Here is a 25,003-nt window from a genome sequence, read left to right as displayed (position 1 = left end):
CGCATACATGAACGGATTAGATCAGCTTGCAAAGTGCAAGAGCAGGTTCGTGGTGATTCTGCCCACATCGTTTTGATTATCGGGGCCGGGCAGGGCGCCAAGGAAACATACGGAACTAGCGGAAAAGACGGCCCCGCCTGATGGATGGAGCAGATAGGTCATCTCGGCGAGGCGACGAGCTTCCCGCTCCGGCGAGCCACCTTCATACCATCGGCCGGGATCGTCGACATAGTCCTCGGGAAAGCCCGAAGCGGTGGCGAGAACCACGATCCCGTCCGGGGTGCCGAGGAGCCGGTTGGTGTTGTCGACCTCGTAGCCAGCGGCTCCGCCGAGAACCATGCCGGTATCGCCAAAGTTCTCTCCGATCACGCCATCGAACAGCCAGGCGAACGCCTCGTCATGGCTGGCCGGCGCGCGGGTGAAGGGCAGGGCCTTGCTGAACCCCATCAGGGCAATGCCGACGCCGGTCAGGCTGAACTCGCCCCGGCCCCGGTCGCGCAAATAGCCGCCCGGCTCGTTGGTGAGGGCGAGCGGCATCTCGGCGAGCGGACCATCCCAGGTGCGGCCGGGCTGGGTGGGGCCACGGCGCAGCTCCATCAAATTGTCCTTGAAGGCGACTGCGGCGGCAAAGCCATTGCCGCCCATATAGGCGAGGCGACCGCCAGCAGCGATGTAATCGCAATAGGCTTCTTCCATGGCGACCGAGAGATATTCGGGGTGGCTGCCGGTGACAACGCCCTTGTAGCGCGCGAGCAGGTCAGCACCGTCCCGATGCAGATCGTGATCGGTGGTGAGGTCGAGGCCGATGCCGTTGCGGGCGGCAAAGCGCAGGAAGTGCAGATCGACGGGCAGCAGGTGTGGCGCGCCGCAAAGCGGATAAACGTAATCGTCGCGCAGGGTGGCCTTTGGCCGCCGGGTGGATGCAAGGGAAACACCACTCGCGTCCGAGTGATAGTCGTAGAGTGAGCGTAGATTGTTGGCGCGGGCGAACGCATGACCACGATCGGTGCCGATCCATTCGTAGAGATGCGGCGGCAGGAATTCATCGGCATAGGCGAGATAGGTGGCGGTGGGTGCCACAAAGAGCAGCCGAGATTGGGCCTGTTGAGCAGAAACAAAGAACGGCAGCCGCTCGATCTCGCCGCCTGCAGTCACCAGTTCAACCGCGTAGACGCCCGATCGTGCATCGGCGGGAATGTCGATGGCGAAGTTTGCGGGCCACTCGAGGCCGGCCATGTCCGTGTCGTGAAAATGGATGGCGTCGTAATGGCTCGGTGTCAGCCGCGGATCAAGGCTCGAGCCGTCCCAACGGGCGGAGCGGACGCAAAAGGTTGGATTGTTGTGCAGCGTCAACCGCAGGTCGCCCGCGGGAAGTGGCTCCGCGGTGAATAGCGTCGGAAACGTCCAGTTGGCCCGGCCACTCTCGGTGGTGATGGCGATGTTGGCGAGGCGGCAGTTGAGGGTCGGGAGTGCTTCGCCCGCATCCGAGCAGAAGACCAGCCTTTGAGGTGTCTGAGCTGCAAGCTCGCAGGACAGCGTGAAAGGGCTGAAGCGATGTAGGGCAGTGATCGCGAGGGTGCCAGCCGCGAGCTCGACCTTCAGCCATTGGTTGGTGGGCAGGGTGCCGATCAGGGTTTCGGCGCCTGCAGCCTGGTAGATCAGCCGGTCATTGTCCTCGACGAGGAGCGCGAAGCTGCCGGTATCGAGCAGCACGCGCCGACCGGAATTCCGGGTGAGCAGGAGCTCGAACGAGAGCGCGGTGACTGCGGCCGGCGCCTCGATGCTCAGCCAGGAGCCTTGCGAGAAGCTGCAATGCTTGACCTCCTGCAGACGCTTGACCGGCCAGTCCAGCTCCGGCAGATCGTCGCGATCAAGAGCACGGATACGGACCGCTTCGACCGGGCTGCGGCTGGAACAGGAAACCAGGCGCTCCCGAGCGGCATCGCCGGTCCAGGGTTCGACATAGCCAGTCACGGCCATGGCCGCGTGATCAATAGTGCGCCGCATAGGTTGAAGTCTCGCAGAAGAGCTTGGCTTCTAGAGCACCCAAGACGCGACGCAAAGTCCTGTCTTGCCATCCGTCTGACCCAAGAAAGGTTGTGAAGCCGCGACCACATCGGGACTGGCCAATTCCACGGTGACGCACCGGGACCTCTTCCAGGTGCTGGGCTCCTCGCCATTGACGCGCCTCTTGCGCCTCGATTTGCCGGCCGCACTGCCGGCTATGGTGAGTGGGCTGAAATTTGCCATTCCTGCCGCTTTCATCGGCGCGATCCTCGGCGAATGGTTTGGCTCCTCGCGCGGGCTGGGGCTGCTCATGGTCAGCGCGATGCAGAACTTCCAGATCCCGCTGCTGTGGAGCGCGGTGTTTATCGCCTCGGCGGCTTCGCTTCTGGCTTTTGGAGCGATGAGCCTGCTCGAGCGCTTTGTTTATGGGCGATACGCATGAGCACATCGGCAAAACGAAGCTTTGGCTCTACCCCGCGTACCGCCGTGTCGCGCTACTGGGGCGTCCTGGCGGTGTTGTTGGCTTGGCAGGCCTGGGTGTCGATCTCGGGCGTCAACGCCATTGTCATGCCCCAGCCCATCAATGTGCTGACAGATCTGGTCACCAATCCGATGGTGTACATCACCAATGGCGGGCAAACCCTGATACTTGCCGCCCTGGGGCTGGTGCTGGGCATGCTCCTGGGCACGATTGTTGCGGTGCTGGCCTGGACCTCGCGGCTGCTGAACGGGATCCTCGTGCCATTGGGGCTGATCTTTTCTTCGGTGCCCGTAGTGGCGCTGATCCCGGTGCTGGCGCGCCTCCTCGGCTATGACCTCAAAACCGTGCTCGCCATTGTGGTGATCATCTCGTTTTTCCCGGCCTTTGTGTTCACCTCGGCCGGGCTCAAGGCACTGCCGCCCGGGAGCGATGATCTGTTCAAGGTCTTGGGGGCTTCGCGTCTGACGCGATTTTTCCACCTGGTGCTGCCTTCGGCCGTGCCCAACTGGATGATCGCCTTGCGGCTGGCGGCGCCCCCCGCAGTGCTGTCGGCAATGGTAGCCGAATTCCTGATGGGCTCGAGCGGGCTCGGCTATCTCTTCCGCTCGGCGGCCAGTGATTTCCAGACGGAGCGGGCCTTTGGCACCAGTGTCGTGGCCACCGTGATCTCGGTGCTGTGCTTTACCGCGGCCCTTGGGGCAGAGCGGCGCGTCAACAACAGATGGAAGTGAGCGCAATGAACGAAGATCTCGAACATCTCATCCCCGCCATCGCCACGGTGCAGGTGGACAATGAGCGGGTCAGGGCCACCCGCTACCACTTTGCGCCGGGATCGGAGACCGGCTGGCACAAGCATGGCCATGACTATGTTGTTGTGCCCACACTGGCTGGAACGCTGACCATCGTTGAACTCGATGGCAGCCGGCGCGAGGTCGCCTACCAGGTGGGGGAAAGCTATGGGCGAGTCTTAGGGGCCGAGCACAACGTGGTTAACCTTTCCGACCGCCCTGTCGAATTCGTTGAAATCGAACTGAAATAGGTTTGCGTGCTATGTCCAAAGTTACCCTGCCGCCCGACCCTTGGCAGAATGTCAAAACCCAGCACGGCATCCCAGCCGATGAGGTGATTTCGGGCCTGCAAAAATGCCTCCGGCGCGGCATGGCTGAGACGGCACTCCTGCTGGCCTATGAGATGTATGTGACCAGCCCCGAGATGGAGGAAATGCTGTGGTCGCGCTTGTGCGTGATCGCAGTGGAGGATGTGGGGGCGGGCAATCTGAACCTGCCGGTGCTGGTGGATACGCTTTATCGCACCCATCAGCGCTATCCGCGTCCGATCGGCGACAGGTTTCTATTTGCCGCCCATGCCATCCGGCTGATTGCGGAAAGCCCCAAGGACCGCACCACCGACGACATGGTCAATTTCGCGCGGCTGGAAAACGTTGTGCGCAACAAGGCGCCCGAAGTGCCCGACTTCGCCATCGACATGCATACCAAGCGCGGCTGGGAAATGGGCCGCGGCTACGAGCATTTCCTGACTGAAGCGTCGCGCGTCGAGAACCGGGTCGAAACCGGCGACACCTCCTATCGCGACCGCATCATGGCGGCCATTGCGGCGGGCGAGCTGTCCTGAGGGCGCGACATGAAAACGGTTTACCTAGCCGGCCCCGAGGTGTTTTTTCCGGACGGGGCAGCAATCACTGCGGCCAAACGCGAGCTGACCCGCAGCTATGGCTTTGTGCCCCAGGTCTGGAACGAAGAGCGGGACTGGCCCAGCGACAAGTTCGAGATTGGGGTGTTCATCGCCCGGGGCAATGAAGCGGTGATGAGCGACAGCGACTTCATTATCGCCAACATGACCCCGTTCCGGGGCATCAGCGCCGATGTGGGCACGGCCTATGAAATCGGCTTCATGTGCGCGCAAGGCAAGCCCGCTTTTGGCTACACCAATGACAGCCGGTTTTATGGGCAGCGAGCCGCCGAGGCTTTTTACGGCGGCAAGGTGGCACCCGATGCCAAGGGGGTGACGCGAGGGCCGGACGGGCAAATGGTGGAAGACCACGCCATGTCCGACAATCTGATGCTGGATGGGGGCATGCATCTGCGCGGCGGGCTGGTGGCGCGGCCGCCGGCAGGCACGGTGCTGCCCTTTGGCGATCTCAGCGTGTTTGAGGCGTGCCTGGCGGCCGCCAAGCGCTTTTTCGCGACGGCCGGGTGATGGTGAGCGATGCCACAGCGCTGAGCGCCGCGCTCCAGGCGGGTCGCGTATCGGCGGTGGAGCTGGTGGAGGAGAGCATTGCCTCCATCGAGGCGGGCGATGGGGCGCTCAATGCGGTGGTGGTGCGCGACTTTGAGCGGGCGCGCCTGGCCGCGGGAGAGGCGGACCGGCGCTTGGCGGCGGGTGAGCAACTGCCGCTGCTGGGCGTCCCGATCACCATCAAGGAAAGCTTTGATGTGGAAGGCTTGCCCACAAGCTGGGGGTTGGAGGCTTTTCGCGGCGCGGTGGCGCGCGAGGACGCGGTAGCGGTGGCCCGGCTGCGCGCCGCCGGCGCGGTGATCCTCGGGAAAACCAATGTGTCCGAGGGGCTAGATGGCTGGAATGCCGAGAACCCGGTTTATGGCCGGACGGGCAATCCGGTGGGGGCCGGGTTGTCGCCGGGCGGTTCGTCTTCGGGGGCGGCCGCGGCGGTGGCGGCAGGCTATGTGCCGCTTGATATCGGCTCGGACCTGGGGGGCTCCATCCGCGGGCCGGCGCAGTTTTGCGGCACTTGGGGGCATGTGGCGAGCATGGGGCTGATCCCCTTGCGCGGGCATGCGCTGGCTGGGCGCAAGGCGCGGTTCGACCTTTCCTGTCCGGGGCCACTGGCGCGGAGCGCGCGGGATCTTGAGTTGGGGCTCACGGTCATGGCGGGGCCCGATGCCGATGAGGCAGTGGGATATACGCTGACGCTGCCGCCGCCAAGGGTGGAGAAACTAAGCGAGTTGCGGGTCCTGGTGCTGGAGGAGCATCCGATGGTGCCCACCGACCCCGAAGTGCGGGCAGGGGTGGCGCTGGCGGCGGAACTGCTCGGGCGGGCAGGGGCGAAGGTGCGGCGCGCCGAGGGCGTGATGCCCGATGTGGAGGAGGCGACGCAGATTTATCTGCGGCTGCTTGGGGGCGCGGTGGCGCTGGGGCAGACGGCGGAACAGCTGGCGGCGGCACGCGAAGAACTCCGGGGGCTTGATCCTGGGAGTATGGCGGCGTGGCGCATCGGCGGCATGGTGGCGAGCCATGCCGAGTGGATCGAGGCCAATGAAGCGCGGGTGAAGCTGCGCTGGGCCTGGCACGAGGTATTTCGCGATTGGGATGCGCTGATCTGCCCGCCCATGTCGGTGGCGGCGCTGGGGGAAGCGGAAGCCGCGGCGCCGAGCGTGTTGGTGGATGGCGTTGCCATGGAGCGGGGCGACAGCGTGGCCTGGACCGCCCTGGGAAATGGCGCGGCGCTGCCGGCCACGGTGATGCCGATAGGGCGCATGCGTGACGGCCGGCCCACCGGCATCCAGATCATCGGGCCTTATTTGGAAGATCGCACCACGATCTCCATCGCAGGACTGCTGGCCGCCGCGCAATGTCGGTAAAAACCGCGTTTGTGAAAGGTTGATGCAAGATATGAGCAGTATTGTGCTCGAGCTTCAAGCAAGGCATTGATTCGCCGGTGCGATGAAGGCAGGATCCTAGACAAGGTGGAACAAGTGCGACACGACTTCACAAGCCGCTTGAAGCGCAAGGCATTGCTCTGCGCCCTTGTTCTTTCGCCAACCGTCGCCCAGGCGGCCGACTTCGATTCCTTCGGTGCCGCCGCAACCGAGCTCGTGGCGATCGAAGCGAGCAAACCTGACCTGATTTTCGAGTTCGGCCTGGGTGTCGGCACTGCCCCAATCTATCCGGGCTCGACCGAGTACGGCATGACGGTCAACCCAATCATTCGCGTCGAGCGTCTCAATATCCCCGGGCTCATCGATATCGGCGGGGAAAAGTCCGCCGGCGGTTTGCGGTTCGGCCCATCCTTTGCAGTGCAAGGGGAACGGATCAGTTCAGACCACGAGCAGCTCCTGGGACTGGACGACGTCGATACGACCTACGAGGTGGGCGGCCGAGTTGGCTACGAATTCATCTTCAGCGACGTGCTCAGTACAGAGCTATATGGGCAGGCACGCTACGCCTTTGGCGGTGCGGAAGGGCTCGTCGGGGAAGTGGGACTGGATGCGACGGCTCGCCTGACACCGCAGCTTGAGGTTGTGGGCGGCGTATACGCGAGCATGGCGGGCGAGGACTATGTGGACACCTATTTCGGCGTGACGGCGCCAGAAGCCATTGCGAGTGGCGGGCGTTTGGACGCGTATGATCCTGATGCGGGTGTAACGGCGGTTGGCGTCAAATTGGCCGCGCGGTACGAATTTATCCCGGATACTTTTTTCAATGCGAGTGCCGAATATAGCAGGCTGGTTGCCGATGCTGCCGACTCTCCAGTCGTGCAACTGGGTACCGAAAACCAGTTCGTTGTTGGCGTTGGCTTGTCCAGACGATTTTCGTTCAACTATTAGGTGCCAGACCAAGATGGGGGAATTCATCGCCGTCGCACCAGCGCAACAGGCACTAGGTCCATCAGACCTGCCTATCCAGGCGCGTGCCGCCATAAGGGCAGGGTGCTCGCTACCGCCCGATGAAGCCCACGTCAGGAAAGCCTGATCCGGCTCCGACCAGCGGAGTAAGGCGTGCCAACATAAGACATGTTGCGGCGTACGTTCTGGTCATCTGCCCGCGGTCGCTCTAGTCTCGGAAAGACGGAGGCGGAACGGAGCGGGGCTGATTTTGAGCACCACTGACCTGGAGATCGTGCGGCGTGGCTACGCCCGGCAGGTGACAGCGCTTCTGGGCGCCCGCAACGAGAGGCTCGAAGCGGCTTTTGCCGCTGTGCCACGAGAGCGTTTTCTGGGGAGCGACCCCTGGTATATCGTCAAACGGGCTCAGGGCTTTGTTCGCCTGCCAGCCAACGACCCGGTCTATGTGTATCAGGATGTGCTGATTGCCCTCGACGAAGAGCGAGGCATCAATAACGGTAGCCCGTCTTTGCATGCCAGCATGCTCGACGCCTTGGCTCCCAAGCTTGGGGACACCGTCGCCCATATCGGTGCTGGAACAGGCTATTACAGCGCGATCCTTGCTGAACTGGTGGGAGCAACGGGCCGCGTTGTTGCCGTGGAATTTGATCACTACCTCGCCCAGCAAGCGCACAGCCACCTCGCTGATCGGCCCAATGTCGAGGTCATCACCGGTGATGGGGGCAATTGGCCTCGGGAGGACGTTGAAGGCGTTTATGTCAACTTCGCGGTGGAGCGGCCTGCCGAGCCATGGATCGACCGCCTCAAGATGGGCGGACGCCTGGTATTCCCGCTCGGGGTCGCAAGCCCGGCCAAGCCAAATGGCGCCAGGTTTGCTCAAGGTGTGGTGCTACGGGTCGAAAAGGCAAGCGGGTTGCATCCTGCAAGCATTATCAGCCCGGTCAGCTTTATCTTCGCGGAAGGCGCGGCCGGCACGCCAGACCCCGGTCTCGTCCAGGCATTCAAGGACGGTGGCGTGGAGCTCGTACGAAGCCTGGCCTGGCACCAGGAAGTGGACCCGGCCGGGTGCTGGCACGTTGGGGCTGGGTGGGCGCTTTGTTATGGAGGCGTTGCGCAGGGCTTAGGGCCAGAAGGCAGTGCGAGATGACGGGCGTCTGCCAGCCGACACTGCTGACCGTCGATAACGCATGCATCTTGCTGTCCTTCAGACACATCGCAGTTCCATAATATATGTTATGCGAATTGCGGATGTGCGGGAGACTGTAGCTACTGATGTGAGCTGTTTTTGACATCATAAGCCGGCAACCTACCCCGATAGCCAGCATCGCCCGGATATTCGCAAGGCGCATTAGACGCCATAAATCGACATCCTGAGCGAAGGATTCGACCGCATAAGGCGACCGCCTTACGGCGAAATCCTTCGTCCTGGAAACCGGTTAGGATTGTGGGCTAATTCTGGTGCGCGCTGCGCGCCTTCAAGATCTCTTCCATCAGAAGATAGACATGTGTGTCTTTCTCCAGCGCCTCGATCTTGAGCGCTTGGATGATCTTGGGGTCGAGATAGACGAGCAAAGGCCGACGTCCGTCGGGACGTTCACTGCTTGAAGACGGTTCAGGCTTTGAGCGCATGGCGGTTCGTACCATGCTCGCCAGGCAATCGAAAGCGGTCACTTAGTCTGGGAAACGCCAATGCCGGCGCATACCCGTCAGTTTAGAAAGCTAGATTTCTAGCTTTCTATTGACTGTCGACAAGTCGATGGGCTTAGATGTGCCCAAGGCTGATGCAGGCGGCCTTCGCTGCCCAGGTGAAGATGTTCCGCGATGCTATTAAATGAGTTTTGAAAGCTATCAGGCCCTAGATGATTTTCGACGATATCCCGGGTTCACCTGCTTCAAGAGCGGCGCGCCCATCCACTACCCTCGCCGGTGGCAGCGCGACGCGTTGATCCAGGCGGCCTTGGACCCGGTAGTGGACCAATTGGCTCCGTTGTCCAAGGAGCACTGGCCCCAGGAAGTCGAGTTCGGTTTCTGCGTCTCCATAATAGGACGCCGATACGCTTGTCTCATCGGCGGTCCTTCCAATCGCTCTCTTACGCGCGAGGTCGATGGCCTCCCCCTACTCTGGATTGACCGCACCGCTTTGAAGATGGAACCGCTGTGGTCGACCGGTCGTGCGATATGGTCCAGGAAACGTCTTGCCGTGGATCCCGTCGCTAGATACACGACACTCGAGGCGGCATCGGCTCGTCGCGAAGGTGTCGAGGCCAGGGTACTGCTCGCACGGTTGGATGCGGCTCGCATCGATCCCCTCGATCAGCTCATGGCAATGATCGCGCAAGGGGTGCTGGAAGGAGACCTCGCGAGCGGTCTGAACGGGGGTACCCGGCTGCGCCCGGGACGTGATTTCGAATCAAAACTCCAATCGAATCCACGCCTCAGACTCCGCGAAATCCTCGTCGGACCGTCGTAGAAGCCGATTCCGCGGCACCGCTCCGGCATCGAAAGTAGATAGAATTTTAAGGATTTACCGTGACCTGAGTCTAGGTCCGGCGCCTTCGATCGACCTGAGAACGCCAAGGAAAAACATCAATCATCTCCGGGGCTTAACCTTGCCCCGCGGTAACTAGTCGAGTCAAGAAATCAGGCTAAGCGCTTGAGCTGACTCTGCTTTTTCCCGAGACCGCATCTCAGAAAGTCAAGCCGAAACGCAAGTTTCCGCTTTTCCTTTTCCAGAATCCGACGGACAATTTTCTCAAGATGAAAAAAGGATAACGCGAAGCCCAGCCCGCAAAACGAAAAGGGCATCCTCGCCAAAGGATGCCCAATCGGTCGACCGCCGAGTGTGTGATCAAAGCCGGTCGATATTCGCTTGTTGTGCAAACAACACCTCACGCGCTCAAGGATGCTGCATCGACACCTGGCATATGTCAAGGACGAGCACGGATCCGGGGCGCGAACGATGAAACTCGCCCCGAGAAAATGAAGAAGTACCAGCCCTCCCGATCGCCGTCGCCTCTCCCCGAGAAACACAGCCCGTCGCCGACGGCCGAACGCCTGATGTCGGGCGTGTCGACCCCGGAGGAGGCCCCCTACCCCTTCGCGGGCCAGATCCTGGAACGGCAAAATCGCAAACATGAATCCATTCGCGGGTCAGAGGCGCGTATCGTCCGCACGGCCGGGAGCGGGAACTTCACCGGTATCGTCCCCATGTTCGGCCTGCAGAACGCCACGAAGGCTTTCGAGTCCCTGATCGAGCGCGATTTCTGGGTCGTCTTCGACTATATCGTCCGCGACGATGTCGTGGCCGCCGTGGCACAACCGGGCCTCCTCGAGCTGGACGTCGGCGGCCGCACCGAGAAGTGGTATCCCGACATGTGGATCCGCCGCCGCGGTCGCCGCGATCTCGTCGTCGAGTGCAAGCCGGCCCATGTGGTTCACCCCGATCCCGTAAAGTTCAGGGACGAAGCCCTCTACATGCAGCAGCGCCTCGCGGCGATGGCGGTGGCAGCCGAGCGCAAGAACATGGATTTCCAGCTCTACACCGAGATCGAAATCAGGATCGAACCGCGTCTGCATAACGCCAAGGCCATGCGCCGCGGCCTTTCGGCCCATATTCCCCCGGGAGTGCTGTCCGCGGCGACCGCACGTCTCGCGCACCTGCCCGGATCGATGACGATCCGCGAGTTCGCCGCGGAACTGGGCGAATACAGGGGCGCGACGATGGCCGTGGCCTGCTGCCTCGACCGCCGCGGCGACATCCGTCTCGATGCCAGCTCGTTCTTCGTACCCGAAACCACCTTCGTGAATCTGCGCGCCGCGGAATGAAACAAGTCGTCACGGAAATGGATCTGGCACCGGGCTGCGTGGTTTGGATCAAACGGCGCCGATGCACCATCGTCGAGGTCCATCCGTCGACCAACCTCAGGGTATTTCGCCGTGACGGGTCGGACAAGGATTACAGCCTGACCCGTCACGAGCTCCAAGCGCTCGTACGCCATTGGGATATCGTGCCCGATCGCATCCACCAGCAGTTGCCGTCGCGAATTCGCGAAGTGCTCGGTGCCGAATGGAACCTGTTCGATGCCACGCTCAGACGCCGGGCTGAATCCCGCGCCGCGGTCTGCCGGGAGCTGGACGGCTATGGTCCGGTGAAGCGTCGCGAGGAAGCCGTCATCCAGCAGGTCATCGAGAAGGTGAAGCTGGTCTTGGGAGACGAGGCGGAATTGCCTTCGGCCCAGCGCATCAGGCGACATTGGGACCCCCTTTGGATCGCCGGCCTGAAGAACCCGGCCGCGCTGCTGGACCTGGCGCATCTGAAAGGAAACCGGCGGCCCTTCGACAGGGACAGCTACGCCCCGGTGATACAGCTCGTCGAAGGTCTGATCACGGAGTTCATCACTTCGCGCATCAACAAGAAGGAGAGCCTCTCGATAGTGCAGAGCATCGCCGAGGACCTCGTCTCCACCCTCATGGATGACGGGAATTGGAGAGAGCGCCCCTTCGCCCTGCTCATGCTCGAGAAGTTGGGCCCCGCGGGTTTCGAACGGCACCCCGTCGTCGTCCTGATCAACGAGTTCTTGCAAGCACAGGGCACGCGACTGCATCCCCTTACCCATGTCGACCAGCACCGCAGCATCGGCGTCAACCTCGTCCGCAATCGCTTCGCCCGTCGGAATTACCACGAGCGCACGATGTACAAGACGACCCGCAAGGAGGCCAATCGGCTGGCATCCGGTATCGAAGAAGGCCCTATCGTCGATCTCCCGCTCCAGCGCGTCGAGGCCGACTCCACCCCGGTCGACGAGCTGATCGTCCGCGTGGACGGCAAGCCCAAGAGGATGGAAATCACGCTCTTCAAGGACGTCTGCAGTGGGGCTATCACTGGCTTTCACTACAGTTTCGAGCCGACATCCTGGTTCACCATCCACGAAGGCTTCCGGATGTCCGCGCTGCCGAAGGAGGACTACCTGGCGTCGTTCGAGTACAAGTTCGTCAACGACTGGCCGGTGTACGGCGCGCCCGACGTCCTGGTGCTGGATCGCTTCAGCACGCATCGCGGGGCGGCCCTGGCCGGCATGGCGATGAAGGTCGGTTTCGAGATCGACGACATGCCCGCCGCGAGCGGTCAGTTGAAGGGCGCGGTCGAGAAGTCGCTCGGTGACTACATGCGCGAGCATGTCGTCAGTCAACCCGGGTTCACCGGCGCCAACATCATGGAGCGCGATGCCGATCGGGCCGTGCCGGAATGTACCGAGCAGCAGGCGCTCGAAGGGGCCGTCGCCTATATCGTCGATTACTACAATCAGCGGCAGCAACCCGGTACCGGCGAAATCCGCATCAACAGGTTCACCCGCCTGATGGACCATGCGATGGCGTGGAAGATGCCGCCGGCCCCGGGGCTTTTCCCCGGCCAGGCAATGCCGGCCAAGCTCACCAACAAGGGCATCTCGCTCAACGGCCTGCGATACCGGTCACCGGCACTATTGAGGATGTTCTTCGATGCCGGCGAGAATGTCGACGTGATCGTGTTCGTGCCGAAATTCGGTCAGGACGTCATCAAAGTCGGCGAGCTGACCGGTGCCGGCCATGTCGAAGCCTACCTGCAGGGCGACTTCGCCGGGCTCGGGCTCACGTATGACAAGGCATTGGCCCGTCACCGCGCGGCCCGACGTTCCAAGTCCACCAAGAAACAGGCCGAAAAGGCCCGGGACGGCCATCTGAACCAGGCGTTGGCCAACGACTTGCGCCGCGGCAAGCCCCGTCGCCAGAGGAAAATCACCGCGCCGCTGGTCAAGCCGGGCGCCAACCTTGCTGTGCCCAAGATCGATCCGGAAGCCAGCGCGTCCGGGGAGTTCCTCGGTCACGACCCGACCGTCGGGCACGAGTTCCAGAAGCTGGGCGAGCGGGGCGGTGCTTACGCCGTGCCCGGGCCGGGCACGCGCGCGGTCCAGAAGGCGCTCGAACTGGGTGAGCGGGAGCCGGCCGTGCCCTCCCTGCCCGTCACCGGCGGGTTCCTGCCCGACGAGCCGGATCCGAACGCGAGGCTGCCCGTCCAGGTGGCCCTTGCAACCCCTAATTCCGCCCCGCCGCCCGAACGCAAGTCCGGTCGGCAACCCGAAGTCAATCCGACGATCAAACCCCTACCGAAAGCGTTCAAGTTGTGACCGAGAAGCCGCCCTATTCCTCCATGTCCGCATTCGAGCGATCCCACCAGATCGGCCATGCGATGGCGGCCCTCGACATCACGACGCGGCTGGTGAACGGTCTCGAAAGCATGTTTCGACGCGCCGCCTCGTCCACGCAGGGCAATATCTATGCCGCCCAGGCGCCGACCCATGCGGGAAAGACGACCGCGCAGAAGGTCTTCATGCTCCTCAAGGCCCAAGAGCTGGGAGGCTATACCGAGAACGTGAAGAAGGGCGTGGACGACTTCGACGCCATGCCGGACGTTAGCTACGTCACGATACGGGCCCCCGACGGGAAGCTGACGCATCCGGTGGTGCGGATCCATATCCAGGCCAACCCCACGATCAAGGCCCTCGTCAAGCACGTTGCCCGTGCGTTGACCCGGGGCGCCGCGGATCTACCCGACTTCAACGTCAGGGACATGCAGGCGGGTAACTTGAACGACGTCACGGCGTTCTTCACCGCCGCTGTCCGCAAGTCGGACGCTCGCCTGATCATTTTCGACGAAATGCAGGAGATCGGCAAAGTCGTCGGTGCCCACCGGAACGGTGCGGTCAACGTGATCAAGGCATTGTGCAAAAGCGGGCATGCGCAACTCGCCTGCGTGGGCATCGAAGGTACGCTGGACGTCCTCAATTTCGACGGACAGGTGGCTGACCTGGTCACGAAGCGTCACATATTCAGGCCACTTCCCGAGCCTGTTTGGGAAGGCGAGAAGAGCGATGTCGCGACGGCCGAGTTCATCGAGTTCCTTCGCGCCATGGAAGTGCAACTCCCGTTCGACGAGCCCAGCGATCTCACCTGCAGGGATGTCGCGGAGCCCCTGTGGAAGTACAGCCGGGGCGTGGTCGGCGTTGCCAAGACCTTGCTGATGGAGGCGACGGACTACGCCATACACCGCGACATCCGGTGCCTGGACCGTGACGTATTCAAGGACGTGTGTACCTACGAACTCGATCTGGATGACGAGCTCAACCCCTTCGTCGTTCCGGACGCGAACGTCGGGGACGACGAGGCGGGCGTGTCACCATGACGAAACGGAAGAAGCTCGTACCGGTATTCGTGATACCGCCCTTGCCTACAGAGACCGTACGCGGTTACGCGATCAGGGCATGCATGGAGAACGGGTGGCCGTCGCTTCGGCACTTCCTGGGGCGGATCGGCCTGAGACAATCGCAGCTGCAATTGCACTTGCAGCAGGACGTCAACGCGGCATGTCTGGGCTTGGCACCGGACCAATTCTCGGTATTGGCCGGAACTTGGGACAAGAGGCAGGTCGATATCGACGGAAACAGGTTCGCGCTGACGAACACCAGTAAGGTCGACAGGCGCGTTTGTCGGCATTGTCTCGCCTCTTCGGCCGTCGCGCACTTCGAATGGGAGCTCGACTTCATCTCCGATTGTCCCGAGCACGGGCCACTGACGAAATCCTGCGACTGCGGTCAGCCGTTGACGTGGGGTGATCGCCACCTCGCGCTCTGCGATGTCTGCCCGGTCCCGACGGATTTTCCGGTGCCGCGGAAAGCCGGGAAACCGCGAGTGCTCCCGCTTCAACACTACGCGCTCGGGCGCCTGGGACGCCACGCTCCATCATCTTCCCCCATCCTGGATGATCTTCCCGTGGAGGCGTGCATAGAAGTCTGCCGCGCCTTCGGGGAACTCACGGAACGCGGCTTCGCCCGTCTGGCGCATCGTCCGGCCCAAGAAGCGGACCTTATCCGCTGGGGCGAATTGGGGTTCGCCTGGTTGCATCGTGCAGACGAGCCGGACGATCTCGTCGATGTGGTCCGCGGATTCGTAAAGGCGGGCGGGCTCCCCGCGCCGCGGGAGCCCATCACCGCCTTGGGCTTCATCGCAGGCCTGTCGGCATTGCACCTTCCCGGCGCCGGCCCCCTGAACGCGTTGATCATGCGCCGTTTGGCCAAGGCCGCCGGTTACCCGATCTCCGACCTGTGGCATACCGACTATCGGCACACGGACCATTGCCTGGCCGCGACCGGATTGGCCATCGACGCATTGATCGGCATCCTGCACGACAACGGGTGGCTCTCGTCCTGTCACCAAGCCGGCGACGACCTGTTTATCCCCGTCGACATCCTTTGGCGTCTGACCCGGGTCGTGCGGGCAGTCCGCCCGCTGTAGCGATCTTCGGCCCCGCCGACCAGCTCCTCCCTACACCGTCGTAACCGCCTCGAACGACCGTGTCAGCTGTGTCAGCCAGGCCTGCCGCTCCAACCCGGATTTCATGACCGCGGCGCCGTATTGCGGCCAGGTCAGCGATTTGACCATCAGGACCACCAAGGCGGCCTCGAGGCGCGCCTCCAGCAGATCGCGACGTCGATCGAGCCTCTGTCGAATGATGATCGCCAGTTCCTCTTCGAGCCGCTCCCAGAGGAGGAGATCGAAGGCCTGGACGGTGATATGCGCCGTGCTGTCGGTTTTCGACCCGCCCGGCGCCAGATGCTCCGCTACCGCCTCCAGGACCGACACCGTAGCTGGAGCGGACCGCGCCGCCTGCAGGATGGCGATATGGAAGCCGAAATCATGCAGGTAGAGCTGCGTCTTCCGCGGGAAGACATTGTAGAGCGTGCGTAGGGCGACGCCGGCACGGTCGGCGATGGCCTGCATCGTCGTCGCCTGAAAACCGTTCTCGCCGAATTCGGCGTCGGCAGCTTCGATAATCCTTTGTCGAGTCCTTGCCGCGTTCCGTTCGCGCAACCCAGCCATCGATACCCCCGATACTCGCCGAAGGATTATCTGACCCGGATTAACGAATGCTGCATGTCATGCAAACTTGCATGATATGCATTCTTGCATGACATGCGTTCCTGCACGACGTGCACGCTTCCTGAACCGCGACCGCACCCCGCTTCGAGCGTCGAACGGTAACGTTACGTTGGCATTGTAGAAGTCACGCGTCGCTTGCCAGATTAACCGCACGGCCGAAATCATCGAAGGACGCAGGGAAAGGCCGCGTCCGAAGGCGGGCACGTCTTCTTCGCTCATTTCCAGCGCGATGATCGCCAATACATTCTGGTTGCCATCGTCACGGACAAGATCAGCGCTGCCTTGACCGCCGATGCCGACCTCGAGGACGTGACGCACCTGGATGTCGACGGTTATCGTTTCGCCGGACGCGTGAGCCTCGAAGGCTGGGCCAACAACGAGGAACGATACGTCAGCTTCCTCAAGGGCAAGGGCAACGTCTCCGAATACTTCATGACGTTCCTCGGATGCGACACGACGGTTGCCAGCCGAGCCGATACCTCCAACATGGTCAAGGCCATCAAGCACTTCGCCGACAACCAGCCGTTCCAACCGGCCGAACGCGCCCAATTCATGGCCCGGGCGTTCGATATCTGCGCACGCGACTCCAAGGCCGACAAACCGCTGAGCTTCACGACCTTGGCCAACGAGTTGCACCCCGAAAACCCGGATGCGCTCGTCGAAGTCCTGGCCGACCCCGACAGGGGCTTGAGCGACGCTTTCGTCGCGGACCGCCGGGCATTGCGCGGCTTTGTGTCATTCAAGAAAAAGACGTCCAACTGGACGGTTGAGTTCGAACGCGACGCCTTGAACGCGGACAAGGTCCGGTACGACCCCGACACGAATTCGATCATACTCTTCGACGTACCCGACGACCTGCGCGACGAGTTGTTGGCGGAGAATTCGGATGGCGAATGACGTCATCACCTGGCCGGACCTTCTGGAGGTTTACCGGAATTCGGTCTGGGTCGATGATCAGGTCGCCAATCCGACTATAGCGGGCGACGGCATTGCCAACGCGCTCAGGCTGGTCGAAACGTCCGACCGCGCCTATCACGAGGCCGACATCGCGTTGGCGGACGACAGAACGCCGTTGACGGTCGGGTCCGTAGTGGAGGTCCGCATCGGATCTCCCCATCGCAGCCTGGGTCTCCTGGTCAAGGATTGGGACGCGTTGCTCGGCTCGTCGCTGTCGCGGATGCGCGAGCCTTCGGCATTCTTCATCCGATCGGACGGCACACACGGCGAGACACAACCTCCGACCGAGACGTTGCTCCGGTGTCGGTCGACGATGAAACTGGTGAAGCTGCTTTCGGCATCCGCCCTGTTCGCCGACCCGCAGCAAGGCAAACTGGTCTATTTCGCCGACAATCGCGTCGAGGTGCCGGTACGCTTCACCTTGAAGGATCTTCGCTCCGTCGACGCCGCGCAGGTGGATCTGCTCGAGAAGGCCTTCGAAGGCGAGGTCCATTCGGAGCAACGCCTCGGAATCCTGGCAGATGCCGTAGTGGAAATGGTCTCGAGCCAAGGCGTGGCCGGCCGCTTCCACTATCTCATGCAGAACGTCGACGAGCTGGTGAAGCGGGTCCAGGAAGGCTACCGTCTGTTCGCCTCCAGCTTCTCCTACACCAAGATCAGAAGCGAGGTGGAGAAGAACCAAGCGGAATACGTGGGCCGGATACACAAGACGTTCGGCGATATCCAGGGTCAGCTGCTCGGGTTGCCGGTCGCCTCCGTCATCGTCGCAACGCAGCTCAAAGTGCCAACGGCCTGCGGCCCAGAACTTCTCGCCAACCTTGCCGTCGCCGGCGGCGCCTGTCTGTTCGCGGCGTTGCTGATCGCCTCCTGCATAAACCAGTGGATGACGCTCGGTGCCATAGCCAGCGAGCTCAAGGGGCAGCGTGCGCGGCTCGATGCGGAATTCAGCGAGATCAAGGGGCTCTTCACCAAGAACTTCGACGCTCTCGATGCCCGCATTCTGTGGCACCGGATCGTCCTGGGCGTGATCGTTGCCTTGTCCGTCGTCGGAGCCGCCTTCACCTTGAGGGCCTACGCGGTCCTTACGACGGTGGATGCTTGGTCATGCCTGACTGGGACGACGCCGTGATGCTGACCGGGAGAAAAGCGACCACCGGTGGCTTGATGTGCAGATGAAGGCGTCGCAAGCACACATTGTCAGCAATACCGTATCGACCTACTTCCTCGACGAAAGCGGTCATAGCGGGGATCTGGCGACATCCGATGGGCTGGATTTCGCCGGCCAGCCCTACTTTTCACTGGCATGCGTGGGGGGTGGGAGATCCGGAACTCCTCGCGTCGGAACTTGACCGGGTCAGACGATCATATCGATGCGGCGACGACGAACTGAAATCGAATAAGCTGAACAACAAGCTCGCTCCGATCGCGCTCCATCTGATCGAATTTCTCGTCGCCCAACGGTCGCCGATCTTCGTAGAATTGGTCGACAAGAAGTTCTTCATCGCGGCACATGGCCGACACGCAATGGCAAGGCCGGTTTTGACCTTGCAAACGGCCAGTTCCCGTACCTAGCTACGGTGCTAACACACGGAAATTTGCGAACATGATGACGGCAGAGGACATCGAGGAACTGGGCCAGAAGCGCGTTTGCCGAGAGTGCTTGGGCGATGGCTACCTGAAAGACTTCACCGATGCGGTCAGCGCCGACAACCCGTGTTCATACTGTTGTCCGTTGCACCGACCATGTCCCTCCGGGACCTGGCCGACAAGGTGAGGGACGGATTTGCCGAGCACTACCAGCGAAGCTACGCGCCCTCGGACAACTTCAATTTTGCTGGTGCTTTTGACGACGAGGATGACGTCCCTGCGGAAATGTACCTTCCTGCTCGTGAGGCGGCAGAGGAGGCGATCGCCATGGCGGCCATGGTCGAGCCCGAAATTGCGAACGACGTTCGGGTGATCCTTGAAGACGAGTACGAAGATTTCGAAGCCCAGACCATGGGAGAGCTGACCGAATTTTCGGATGGCACCTATTACGAAATCCGGGACGTGTCGGCGGCATGTGGCAGGCGGACTGGATCGAGTTTGAGAACAGCCTCAAGACCGAGGCGCGCTTCTTCAACCGTGCGGGGGCGGAGCACCTTAAATCCGTCTTTGCCGGGATCGAAACGCTGGTAACCGAAGACGGCAAGCCCCTGTTCGTAGACGCCGGCCCCGGAACGGATCACGCCTCCTTCTATCGCGCGCGCGAATTCCAATCGACGGCTGCGGTGAACGAAGCGCTGAAACGGCCCGAAGTCCATCTCGGGCCGCCACCCAAGAATGCCAGTGCTGGGCGCATGAACGCGCAGGGCGTCTCGGTATTTTACGGATCGACGGATCCCGACGGGGCCCTGGTCGAGATCAGGCCGCCGGTAGGCGGGTATGCGCTCGTGGCTTCGTTCGAACTGATACGCCCGCTCAGGCTGCTTGATCTCGACGCCCTGCTGTCGATAGCGGAAGGCGGAAGCATCTTTGACCCCGATTACGGGCGTAAGCTCGAGCGCACGATGTTTCTCAAATCCCTGCACGCAAAGCTAACGCGGCCGATCATGCCTGCCGACAGCTCCGCGGACTATTTACCGACCCAGGCCATCGCCGATTTCCTGGCGACGGAGCGCGATCCGCCCCTCGACGGTATCCTGTTTCCCTCCGTGCAGGCCAACGGGGACGCGATGAATGTCGTCCTTTTTCATAAGGCCGCGGCCGTCGAAAACTCTCGAACGCCTGAGGGTGCCAAGCTCAACGCCTACGCATCGAACGATATCGACGCGGATATGCCCTTTCCCCTCGATGTCCACGACTTATGGCCGAAGGATACTGGTGACGAACCCGTTCGTGACGATGACATTATAGACGCACTCATGTGGTCGACTACCGTCGTCCCCCGAGCAGCTACCTTACGGTTGAAGGAGGGCTCGGTGGTACTGCACCACATCCGCAAGGTAGAAATAAAGACGGGCTCCCGGAGAGTTCGTCGTCACCGGTCAACCCAAAGTCGTTGGCCGCGGTAGCCATACCCCGTGCCGCTCAAATGCGAACGCCGCCGAGTTTAACAGGCCCGGCAGCACTTGCGGTGCGGCCGGGCCACCGATCAGTCGAACCCTGATCTTTCGATCAACGCTTCCACGATCGAAGGGCCGAGCACGTAGACCCGGCTGACCGTCCTCGCCCATTTCAGCCCCGGGTCTATCGCCAGCACCGCGCTGGTAAAGCAAGGGCCGTCCGTGAGACGCGGATGTCCTACGACCAATCCGGCCAGCCTGGAGAGGCCACCACCGATGGGTTCGAGGGTCCAAAGCGTTATCAGCGGTGCCGCGTCCAGTTCTGCCGGGCTAGGCAAGCACCCCTCGCGAATGCGGGCCGCCGCTTGCAGACCCTCGAGCACCATCTCCCTGCTTAGCCTCGCCATTGCCGCGCGCCTCCGAACTGGGGGGCCAAACGGAAGTCATGGGCGCGCCGCAACTGCTCGAAGCGCCGGCGGCGGCCCAGCATTGCGGCCAGTTCCCGCACCAGGGCCCCCTCCTCCAGCTCAAGATCTCGCTCGAGCGCGCCGATGGCGTCAACCAGTTCAGCGGCGTCCTCACCGTGGTCCAGTCCGAAATCCCCAAACCTCATTTGGCCGCCTCCATGGTTCCACTCGAAACCTCCAACGCCTCGACGTCCGCGGCCGAAAGGAAACCCTCCGCCTCCAAGCGCGCGGCGACGCTGTCGAGGAGAGAACGGTTCGCCTCGAGGATCGCGATGGCGCGCTCTTCGGCCCGGTCGAGGCGTGCTTTGACAGTGTCGAGGAGACCCGGGATCACGAAGAGCGTCTTGGAGTCCTCGGGCAGTCGGACGTTGCGGACCGCGCCGCCCCCGGCCGTTTCGATCAACTGCGCTACTGCAGTCGCCCGCGCCAGATCGGAGTTGTCTTCGAGACCGGACCCAATCGCGCGATCGCCCAGGACGATACTCTCGGCCGCACGACCGCCGAGCATGAGGCAGATGAAATCTTCGAGCTGCGCCGGGGTCGAAGACGGATCAATGGCTTCGGAAAATGCCGCTTCGCCACCGAAGTGAGTGATGGAGGCAGCAACGAACTCACCAGCCCCGAGAGCGCGGCCGACGACCACGTGCCCGGCCTCGTGGATGGCGACCCTGTGGCGGACCGCCGGGAGCATCAGCGGTTCGCCCTCCCGGATCTGATCGAGCAGGTCCTGCATCACAAGGTCCCTCCGTTCACGGCGGGCCTTGGCCAGGGCGCGCTTGACGTAGGCCGCGACGTCCGCGCCGGTCTTGCCACGGGCCGCCAAGGCTGCCGGCATCAGATCTACGTCATGCAGGGCCGTGCCATGCAAATAGTGGCCAAAGATCTTCGCGAGATCGTGAGGCCCCGGCCTCGACACCGTGATCTGACGGTCAAGGCGGCCCGAGCGTCGAACGGCGGGGTCGATCCGGTGCGCGAAATTCGTCGCCCCGATGACGACCACGCCTCGGTTCTCTTGAGTGGCGCTCAGATGCTCGAGGAGGAAGTTGACGATTTGGCTCCAGTATTCGACGTAGTCACCGGAGAGGCTGGATCGATCGGAAATGCCATCCAGTTCGTCGATCAACAAGATGGACGGCGCCTGCCTGCGGGCCCGGCCGAATGCTTCCCTGATTTTCTGCAATGTCCCACTGAGATAATTGGCCGCGTTCCACTCCGCGACTGACGTGCTGATTAGGGGTACCCCCGCGGTCTTCGCGACGGCCGCCGCAAAACTGGTCTTGCCGGTTCCCGGGGGCCCCTCGAGAAGGACGGACGTGTTGTCCATCAGGTCCCAGCGCAGCACGCCGGCCTTGTACTCTTTCATGTCCTGTACGAGGTCGAGGGCCCAACTCATGGCCTCTCCGTAGCCATGAAGTTGTTCGAGGGTCGGACCGTCGGCGGCATCAGCGGACTTTTCCGCGACGAGCTTGGCCAGGCGCGCCAGGCATTCGGCGGCGGAAAACCCGGGTCTGATAGAGAGGGAAAGGTCGCTCATGTCAACGACGCGAACGAGCTCGGGATCGATAGGGTCCGTGACGACTTCGCCCGTCAGCGCCTCGAGAACCAATCTGACGGCCCAGTCGTCTACCGTTGGCAGAACCAGGCGGTATTCGGCCGTGCGCTGCAGCGTGGCCGGAAGGTAGCGGCGGGCATCGGGCGCGATCCCGCAGATTGCGAAGCGGCTATTGAGAGCATCGAGAACGTCCGCGTTGCCTTTTTCAGGACCATGGGTGCGATCGCCACCATCGCGACCGAAGACGTACCGGCGCTTGTTTCCGGCCGCGGCGCAGTCCTCGATGATCGTCGTGACCAACGGGACCATTTCTGCAGTATGGGTCTCGACAATGACAATCGGCGCCTCCTTCCGCAAGCGCTTCGCAAGGCCGCTCTCAGCAGCGACGGCCTTGGCGGTCAGCACGGCTGCCATCACCAGGTCGACCCGCAAACGGGGGCCGTCGATGTCGGCATCGTCGTCTTCAAGGTCGTCGAGAATGCTCGCCACGGAATCCTTCTGATCGGATCCGCGGACCATGTGTCTGGTCTTGACGTTCTCGGATGCAGCCAGCGCATCGATATAGGCGCGGGCGAGCAGGTCCGCGGCTTGCGCCGCAGAAGTCTGATTGTCGCTCATAGCGGTGTTTCCTTATGGGAGCCGGTCTGATGCCGGCAGGTAAACGTCACGCGCTGCTTACGTGAGCGAGGCGATATAAGAACAAATAAAGAACGAATGTCAACACGGTGCGTGGCGCCGCCGGGGAGTCGCTCCGTGACTTCGCCGACGAAGGCAACGTCCGCGATGCGGATCGGGCCGTTAGAGCCGTATCAGCGTTGCCGGAATTCTATCCGATGTGCCTGAACGCCGCTGATATACTCCAGTTCGCGCGCCGACATGCCCCGCTCCATCATTTCGACCAGGAACGCGTTCAGCAAATCTTGAGGCGCGACGTGAATGCCGATACGATTCCCGATCCAGCTGAAAGATCTCCCCAGGCTCTTCGCGACCACAGCGAGCGAAGGATCGTCCGTTCTACTGAACAGGAATTCGCCGGGGCTGCCGCGGTGCGCGGCGAGATGGCTCCTAAAAAGGTCTATGGCGGCGTTGGCCTTTTCGGTAATCGGTAGCCACCGTCCGTCAATCCTGATGGCTAACCTGGCGATGTCTCGATCGAACGGCAGGAGGCCGGCCAAGCGCCTAGGCATAATCCCGCTCGAAAACGCTAGCTCGGCCACTGCCCAAGCACGCATGGCCGTCAGTTCCTCGGCCCTAAAGAATGCCGGCGTCTTCGCCAGCATCTCCACACGATCGAGAAAATCGTGGACGAAGGCGGTGTCGAATTTTGGCCGGACGATGCCCATCAGTGCCTCTCCTGCCAGTTGCCGAAACGCGGATGAAGCCGACGGAATGAAGCGAACAAGGCGTCGATCGCACCGGGGGTGTCAGCGGACCAATCCATACGACTTTCGGGTATCTCGGAAACCTTGAACGGGACCCCTGCTTTCGCTGCCTGCACCCTGATATCGGCGAAAACGGACCCCGCCACCGCCGGTGCGAAATTTTGGCTCTGCCGCAAGAGTTGATCCTTGTCGTCGAGTTCCATCGGAAGGGCGGAAAGGTAGTTGGACATCGCCCGCGCGCTCTCGGGGTCTATCGGGATCTCACGAACCGAACCCGAACGCCAGTTCTCTTCCCGAATGATGCCGGACCGAGCCATCCCGGCGGTTATCTTGCCGATCCGCGCGGCGCTTAGACCAAGGTTCCGCATTAGGATCAGGAACATCGTGTACCCGGCCGCCGACCATCCCCTAAATCGACCGTCCGAGCCGTCGAACACTTTCAACAGCGCCGCCCAACGCTCCTCGCTCATACGGGGGCCGCGCAGCGCGGGGGCAACCCTTGGCCAGACACGGGCGCCGTCCATAACCGACGACTCCACGTGCCCTTGTTCCACCAGGCAGTCGAAAAATAGGACGAGCGCCCTGCGATACCCTTGCCTCGCCGGCGGCTTGAGCGATCCGATGAACCGGTCGACGTCTTCGGATGTGGCCGCGAGTAGTGTCGCGAGAGTGAGCTCCTTGTCGTGCTCGTCGGTTAGGGCACGACAGAACTGCAAGCCCGAGTTCGAGACGCGGTCTGATGTCGACAAGGAGCCGGAGGCCTTCACCCGGGAAGCGTGTACGCCCAGGACTGCCTGCCGCAAGGCCTCATCTTGAGGTTGTGCTTTATATGCCATGCCAGGCCTATATCGGGCGAAGGTTAGCAATCGCTATCCTTTCGGGGTTGTTGGAGGATTCGCCGTAATGCGGCATGTGGTTGGGGCACCCGCGGTTGCTGGAACGGAAATGATGGCAGCATTGGATTTCAAGGAGATTCCGACGGCGCAAGCGGGTCCCTATCGGGACCGTTTCGAGCTTTTCGCCCGCGATTTTCTTCTCGCCGAAGGCTTCAGGATCGTCGAAGAGCCGGATCGGGGCACCGACGGCGGCAGGGACATCATCGCCGAAGAAGACCGGCTGGGGCCGGGAGGCACGAACGTCGTCCGTTGGCTGGTGAGCTGCAAGCATACCGTGCACGCCGGGCGTTCCGTTGGTCCGAGCGACGAGCAGACCCTTCTGTGCTTTCCTAAAAGCTGCCATCCCTCAAAGGACGCCCCACACGGCTGAAACGGGGTGGGAAACAGTCCGTCCGGTTTGTAGTCCGCAAGTTCAGATAGCGGCCATTCCTGATGCGGGCTCGACGTTTGGATCACCGTGCCTTCGTAATCTAAGACGACTTCAGGCCGACCCGCTCCTCGAGTTTGGCTGCCGCTTCCTTGCGCTCGCTGTAGCGCGAAGTCAGGCAGGGTGAAGACGCCCCGGTTGATCAACGTGAACTTTCACCAGCTCTTCCATGTTGATCAACTGCTGGCCAGGACCCGTTCCATCGGTCTCGCTGTT

26 protein-coding genes and 1 pseudogene are annotated in these 25,003 nt (G+C 62.2%); 19 read left to right on the top strand and 8 right to left on the bottom strand.

Going from position 1 to position 25,003, the window contains the following annotated elements; genetic code table 11:
• Positions 1–21 precede the first annotated feature (21 nt).
• Positions 22–2,007 carry a N,N-dimethylformamidase beta subunit family domain-containing protein gene (locus AC3YOG_RS06950; RefSeq protein ID WP_489934589.1) on the bottom strand — a complete coding sequence of 662 codons (1,986 nt, stop codon included), beginning with the start codon at positions 2,005–2,007 and terminating at the stop codon, positions 22–24.
• Positions 2,008–2,137: 130 nt separating this feature from the next.
• On the opposite strand from AC3YOG_RS06950, the gene AC3YOG_RS06945 reads away from it, so the two are divergent.
• The 8 genes from AC3YOG_RS06945 to AC3YOG_RS06910 all read left to right on the top strand — a co-directional run bounded on the left by AC3YOG_RS06945 (position 2,138) and on the right by AC3YOG_RS06910 (position 8,236).
• Positions 2,138–2,449, top strand: a complete 312-nt coding sequence (locus AC3YOG_RS06945; RefSeq protein WP_489934588.1) for an ABC transporter permease — start codon at positions 2,138–2,140, stop codon at positions 2,447–2,449.
• Positions 2,446–3,219, top strand: a complete 774-nt coding sequence (locus tag AC3YOG_RS06940; RefSeq protein ID WP_489934587.1) for an ABC transporter permease — start codon at positions 2,446–2,448, stop codon at positions 3,217–3,219. Before AC3YOG_RS06945 ends, AC3YOG_RS06940 begins: the two co-directional genes overlap by 4 nt.
• Before the next feature lie 5 nt (positions 3,220–3,224).
• Positions 3,225–3,527: a cupin domain-containing protein gene (locus tag AC3YOG_RS06935; protein ID WP_489934586.1), complete on the top strand. Its 303-nt coding sequence runs from the start codon at positions 3,225–3,227 to the stop codon at positions 3,525–3,527.
• 11 nt (positions 3,528–3,538) lie between these two features.
• Positions 3,539–4,120, top strand: coding sequence for an AAA family ATPase (locus AC3YOG_RS06930; RefSeq protein ID WP_489934585.1), 582 nt, complete (start codon positions 3,539–3,541; stop codon positions 4,118–4,120).
• 9 nt (positions 4,121–4,129) lie between these two features.
• A complete protein-coding gene (locus tag AC3YOG_RS06925; RefSeq protein ID WP_489934584.1) occupies positions 4,130–4,705 on the top strand; it encodes a nucleoside 2-deoxyribosyltransferase in 576 nt (191 codons plus the stop codon).
• Between the two features lie 2 nt (positions 4,706–4,707).
• Positions 4,708–6,105, top strand: coding sequence for an amidase (locus AC3YOG_RS06920; RefSeq protein ID WP_489934583.1), 1,398 nt, complete (start codon positions 4,708–4,710; stop codon positions 6,103–6,105).
• Positions 6,106–6,219: 114 nt separating this feature from the next.
• Positions 6,220–7,071 (top strand): MipA/OmpV family protein, encoded by an 852-nt coding sequence (locus tag AC3YOG_RS06915; protein ID WP_489934582.1) that lies wholly within the window; start codon positions 6,220–6,222, stop codon positions 7,069–7,071.
• Between the two features lie 268 nt (positions 7,072–7,339).
• Complete coding sequence (locus AC3YOG_RS06910; RefSeq protein WP_489934581.1) at positions 7,340–8,236, top strand: protein-L-isoaspartate O-methyltransferase family protein; 897 nt, start codon at positions 7,340–7,342, stop codon at positions 8,234–8,236.
• 302 nt (positions 8,237–8,538) lie between these two features.
• On the opposite strand, the gene AC3YOG_RS06905 is transcribed toward AC3YOG_RS06910, so the two are convergent.
• Positions 8,539–8,760, bottom strand: coding sequence for a hypothetical protein (locus AC3YOG_RS06905; RefSeq protein WP_489934580.1), 222 nt, complete (start codon positions 8,758–8,760; stop codon positions 8,539–8,541).
• Between the two features lie 160 nt (positions 8,761–8,920).
• On the opposite strand from AC3YOG_RS06905, the gene AC3YOG_RS06900 reads away from it, so the two are divergent.
• The 5 genes from AC3YOG_RS06900 (at position 8,921) to AC3YOG_RS06880 (ending at position 15,417) form a co-directional block, all read left to right on the top strand.
• Complete coding sequence (locus AC3YOG_RS06900; RefSeq protein ID WP_489934579.1) at positions 8,921–9,559, top strand: hypothetical protein; 639 nt, start codon at positions 8,921–8,923, stop codon at positions 9,557–9,559.
• 509 nt (positions 9,560–10,068) lie between these two features.
• Positions 10,069–10,914 (top strand): hypothetical protein, encoded by an 846-nt coding sequence (locus AC3YOG_RS06895; RefSeq protein ID WP_489934578.1) that lies wholly within the window; start codon positions 10,069–10,071, stop codon positions 10,912–10,914.
• Positions 10,911–13,253 carry a TnsB C-terminal domain-containing protein gene (locus AC3YOG_RS06890; protein WP_489934577.1) on the top strand — a complete coding sequence of 781 codons (2,343 nt, stop codon included), beginning with the start codon at positions 10,911–10,913 and terminating at the stop codon, positions 13,251–13,253. The genes AC3YOG_RS06895 and AC3YOG_RS06890 overlap by 4 nt, the downstream gene beginning before the upstream one ends.
• Positions 13,250–14,308, top strand: coding sequence for a TniB family NTP-binding protein (locus tag AC3YOG_RS06885; protein ID WP_489934576.1), 1,059 nt, complete (start codon positions 13,250–13,252; stop codon positions 14,306–14,308). The genes AC3YOG_RS06890 and AC3YOG_RS06885 overlap by 4 nt, the downstream gene beginning before the upstream one ends.
• Positions 14,305–15,417, top strand: coding sequence for a TniQ family protein (locus tag AC3YOG_RS06880; RefSeq protein WP_489934575.1), 1,113 nt, complete (start codon positions 14,305–14,307; stop codon positions 15,415–15,417). The genes AC3YOG_RS06885 and AC3YOG_RS06880 overlap by 4 nt, the downstream gene beginning before the upstream one ends.
• 30 nt (positions 15,418–15,447) lie before the next feature.
• On the opposite strand, the gene AC3YOG_RS06875 is transcribed toward AC3YOG_RS06880, so the two are convergent.
• A complete protein-coding gene (locus AC3YOG_RS06875) occupies positions 15,448–16,002 on the bottom strand; it encodes a TetR/AcrR family transcriptional regulator (RefSeq protein ID WP_489934574.1) in 555 nt (184 codons plus the stop codon).
• A 249-nt stretch (positions 16,003–16,251) separates the two neighbouring features.
• On the opposite strand from AC3YOG_RS06875, the pseudogene AC3YOG_RS06870 reads away from it, so the two are divergent.
• The 5 genes and pseudogenes from AC3YOG_RS06870 to AC3YOG_RS06850 all read left to right on the top strand — a co-directional run.
• Positions 16,252–16,959: pseudogene (locus tag AC3YOG_RS06870) on the top strand (nucleoid-associated protein); the annotation flags it as partial.
• The gene (locus tag AC3YOG_RS06865; RefSeq protein ID WP_489934573.1) at positions 16,949–18,148 is read left to right on the top strand and encodes a hypothetical protein; all 1,200 of its coding nucleotides are present in this window, start codon (positions 16,949–16,951) and stop codon (positions 18,146–18,148) included. The pseudogene AC3YOG_RS06870 and the gene AC3YOG_RS06865, both read left to right, overlap by 11 nt.
• A 134-nt stretch (positions 18,149–18,282) precedes the next feature.
• The gene (locus AC3YOG_RS06860) at positions 18,283–18,591 is read left to right on the top strand and encodes a hypothetical protein (protein WP_489934572.1); all 309 of its coding nucleotides are present in this window, start codon (positions 18,283–18,285) and stop codon (positions 18,589–18,591) included.
• A 171-nt stretch (positions 18,592–18,762) separates the two neighbouring features.
• Positions 18,763–19,197 (top strand): hypothetical protein, encoded by a 435-nt coding sequence (locus AC3YOG_RS06855; protein WP_489934571.1) that lies wholly within the window; start codon positions 18,763–18,765, stop codon positions 19,195–19,197.
• Positions 19,080–20,072 carry an RES family NAD+ phosphorylase gene (locus tag AC3YOG_RS06850; protein WP_489934570.1) on the top strand — a complete coding sequence of 331 codons (993 nt, stop codon included), beginning with the start codon at positions 19,080–19,082 and terminating at the stop codon, positions 20,070–20,072. The genes AC3YOG_RS06855 and AC3YOG_RS06850 overlap by 118 nt, the downstream gene beginning before the upstream one ends.
• A gap of 80 nt (positions 20,073–20,152) precedes the next feature.
• Here the strand turns inward: AC3YOG_RS06850 and AC3YOG_RS06845 are convergent, their stop codons facing one another.
• The 5 genes from AC3YOG_RS06845 to AC3YOG_RS06825 form a co-directional block, all read right to left on the bottom strand.
• A complete protein-coding gene (locus AC3YOG_RS06845) occupies positions 20,153–20,470 on the bottom strand; it encodes a DUF6634 family protein (RefSeq protein ID WP_489934569.1) in 318 nt (105 codons plus the stop codon).
• Positions 20,458–20,676 (bottom strand): hypothetical protein, encoded by a 219-nt coding sequence (locus tag AC3YOG_RS06840; protein WP_489934568.1) that lies wholly within the window; start codon positions 20,674–20,676, stop codon positions 20,458–20,460. Before AC3YOG_RS06840 ends, AC3YOG_RS06845 begins: the two co-directional genes overlap by 13 nt.
• Positions 20,673–22,700: an AAA family ATPase gene (locus tag AC3YOG_RS06835; protein WP_489934567.1), complete on the bottom strand. Its 2,028-nt coding sequence runs from the start codon at positions 22,698–22,700 to the stop codon at positions 20,673–20,675. Before AC3YOG_RS06835 ends, AC3YOG_RS06840 begins: the two co-directional genes overlap by 4 nt.
• A 191-nt stretch (positions 22,701–22,891) precedes the next feature.
• The gene (locus tag AC3YOG_RS06830; RefSeq protein ID WP_489934566.1) at positions 22,892–23,425 is read right to left on the bottom strand and encodes a hypothetical protein; all 534 of its coding nucleotides are present in this window, start codon (positions 23,423–23,425) and stop codon (positions 22,892–22,894) included.
• Positions 23,425–24,267 (bottom strand): hypothetical protein, encoded by an 843-nt coding sequence (locus tag AC3YOG_RS06825; RefSeq protein WP_489934565.1) that lies wholly within the window; start codon positions 24,265–24,267, stop codon positions 23,425–23,427. Before AC3YOG_RS06825 ends, AC3YOG_RS06830 begins: the two co-directional genes overlap by 1 nt.
• A gap of 100 nt (positions 24,268–24,367) precedes the next feature.
• On the opposite strand from AC3YOG_RS06825, the gene AC3YOG_RS06820 reads away from it, so the two are divergent.
• A complete protein-coding gene (locus tag AC3YOG_RS06820) occupies positions 24,368–24,730 on the top strand; it encodes a restriction endonuclease (protein ID WP_489934564.1) in 363 nt (120 codons plus the stop codon).
• Positions 24,731–25,003: the final 273 nt, after the last annotated feature.

It is taken from the genome of Devosia sp. Z6_126, assembly GCF_058133495.1.
The sequence above is the reverse complement of the archived record's forward strand: the minus strand, read 5'-3'. Positions and strand labels throughout refer to the sequence as shown.

Coding starts and splice junctions, on each gene's coding strand:
- AC3YOG_RS06950 (WP_489934589.1), bottom strand. CDS start 2,007: ATGCGGCGCACTATTGATCACGCGGCCATGGCCGTGACTGGCTATGTC.
- AC3YOG_RS06875 (WP_489934574.1), bottom strand. CDS start 16,002: ATGGCTGGGTTGCGCGAACGGAACGCGGCAAGGACTCGACAAAGGATT.
- AC3YOG_RS06930 (WP_489934585.1), top strand. CDS start 3,539: ATGTCCAAAGTTACCCTGCCGCCCGACCCTTGGCAGAATGTCAAAACC.
- AC3YOG_RS06940 (WP_489934587.1), top strand. CDS start 2,446: ATGAGCACATCGGCAAAACGAAGCTTTGGCTCTACCCCGCGTACCGCC.
- AC3YOG_RS06835 (WP_489934567.1), bottom strand. CDS start 22,700: ATGAGCGACAATCAGACTTCTGCGGCGCAAGCCGCGGACCTGCTCGCC.
- AC3YOG_RS06935 (WP_489934586.1), top strand. CDS start 3,225: ATGAACGAAGATCTCGAACATCTCATCCCCGCCATCGCCACGGTGCAG.
- AC3YOG_RS06840 (WP_489934568.1), bottom strand. CDS start 20,676: ATGAGGTTTGGGGATTTCGGACTGGACCACGGTGAGGACGCCGCTGAA.
- AC3YOG_RS06845 (WP_489934569.1), bottom strand. CDS start 20,470: ATGGCGAGGCTAAGCAGGGAGATGGTGCTCGAGGGTCTGCAAGCGGCG.
- AC3YOG_RS06855 (WP_489934571.1), top strand. CDS start 18,763: ATGTCCCTCCGGGACCTGGCCGACAAGGTGAGGGACGGATTTGCCGAG.
- AC3YOG_RS06890 (WP_489934577.1), top strand. CDS start 10,911: ATGAAACAAGTCGTCACGGAAATGGATCTGGCACCGGGCTGCGTGGTT.
- AC3YOG_RS06925 (WP_489934584.1), top strand. CDS start 4,130: ATGAAAACGGTTTACCTAGCCGGCCCCGAGGTGTTTTTTCCGGACGGG.
- AC3YOG_RS06860 (WP_489934572.1), top strand. CDS start 18,283: ATGGGCTGGATTTCGCCGGCCAGCCCTACTTTTCACTGGCATGCGTGG.
- AC3YOG_RS06820 (WP_489934564.1), top strand. CDS start 24,368: ATGCGGCATGTGGTTGGGGCACCCGCGGTTGCTGGAACGGAAATGATG.
- AC3YOG_RS06830 (WP_489934566.1), bottom strand. CDS start 23,425: ATGGGCATCGTCCGGCCAAAATTCGACACCGCCTTCGTCCACGATTTT.
- AC3YOG_RS06880 (WP_489934575.1), top strand. CDS start 14,305: ATGACGAAACGGAAGAAGCTCGTACCGGTATTCGTGATACCGCCCTTG.
- AC3YOG_RS06895 (WP_489934578.1), top strand. CDS start 10,069: ATGAAGAAGTACCAGCCCTCCCGATCGCCGTCGCCTCTCCCCGAGAAA.
- AC3YOG_RS06865 (WP_489934573.1), top strand. CDS start 16,949: ATGGCGAATGACGTCATCACCTGGCCGGACCTTCTGGAGGTTTACCGG.
- AC3YOG_RS06900 (WP_489934579.1), top strand. CDS start 8,921: ATGAGTTTTGAAAGCTATCAGGCCCTAGATGATTTTCGACGATATCCC.
- AC3YOG_RS06850 (WP_489934570.1), top strand. CDS start 19,080: ATGTGGCAGGCGGACTGGATCGAGTTTGAGAACAGCCTCAAGACCGAG.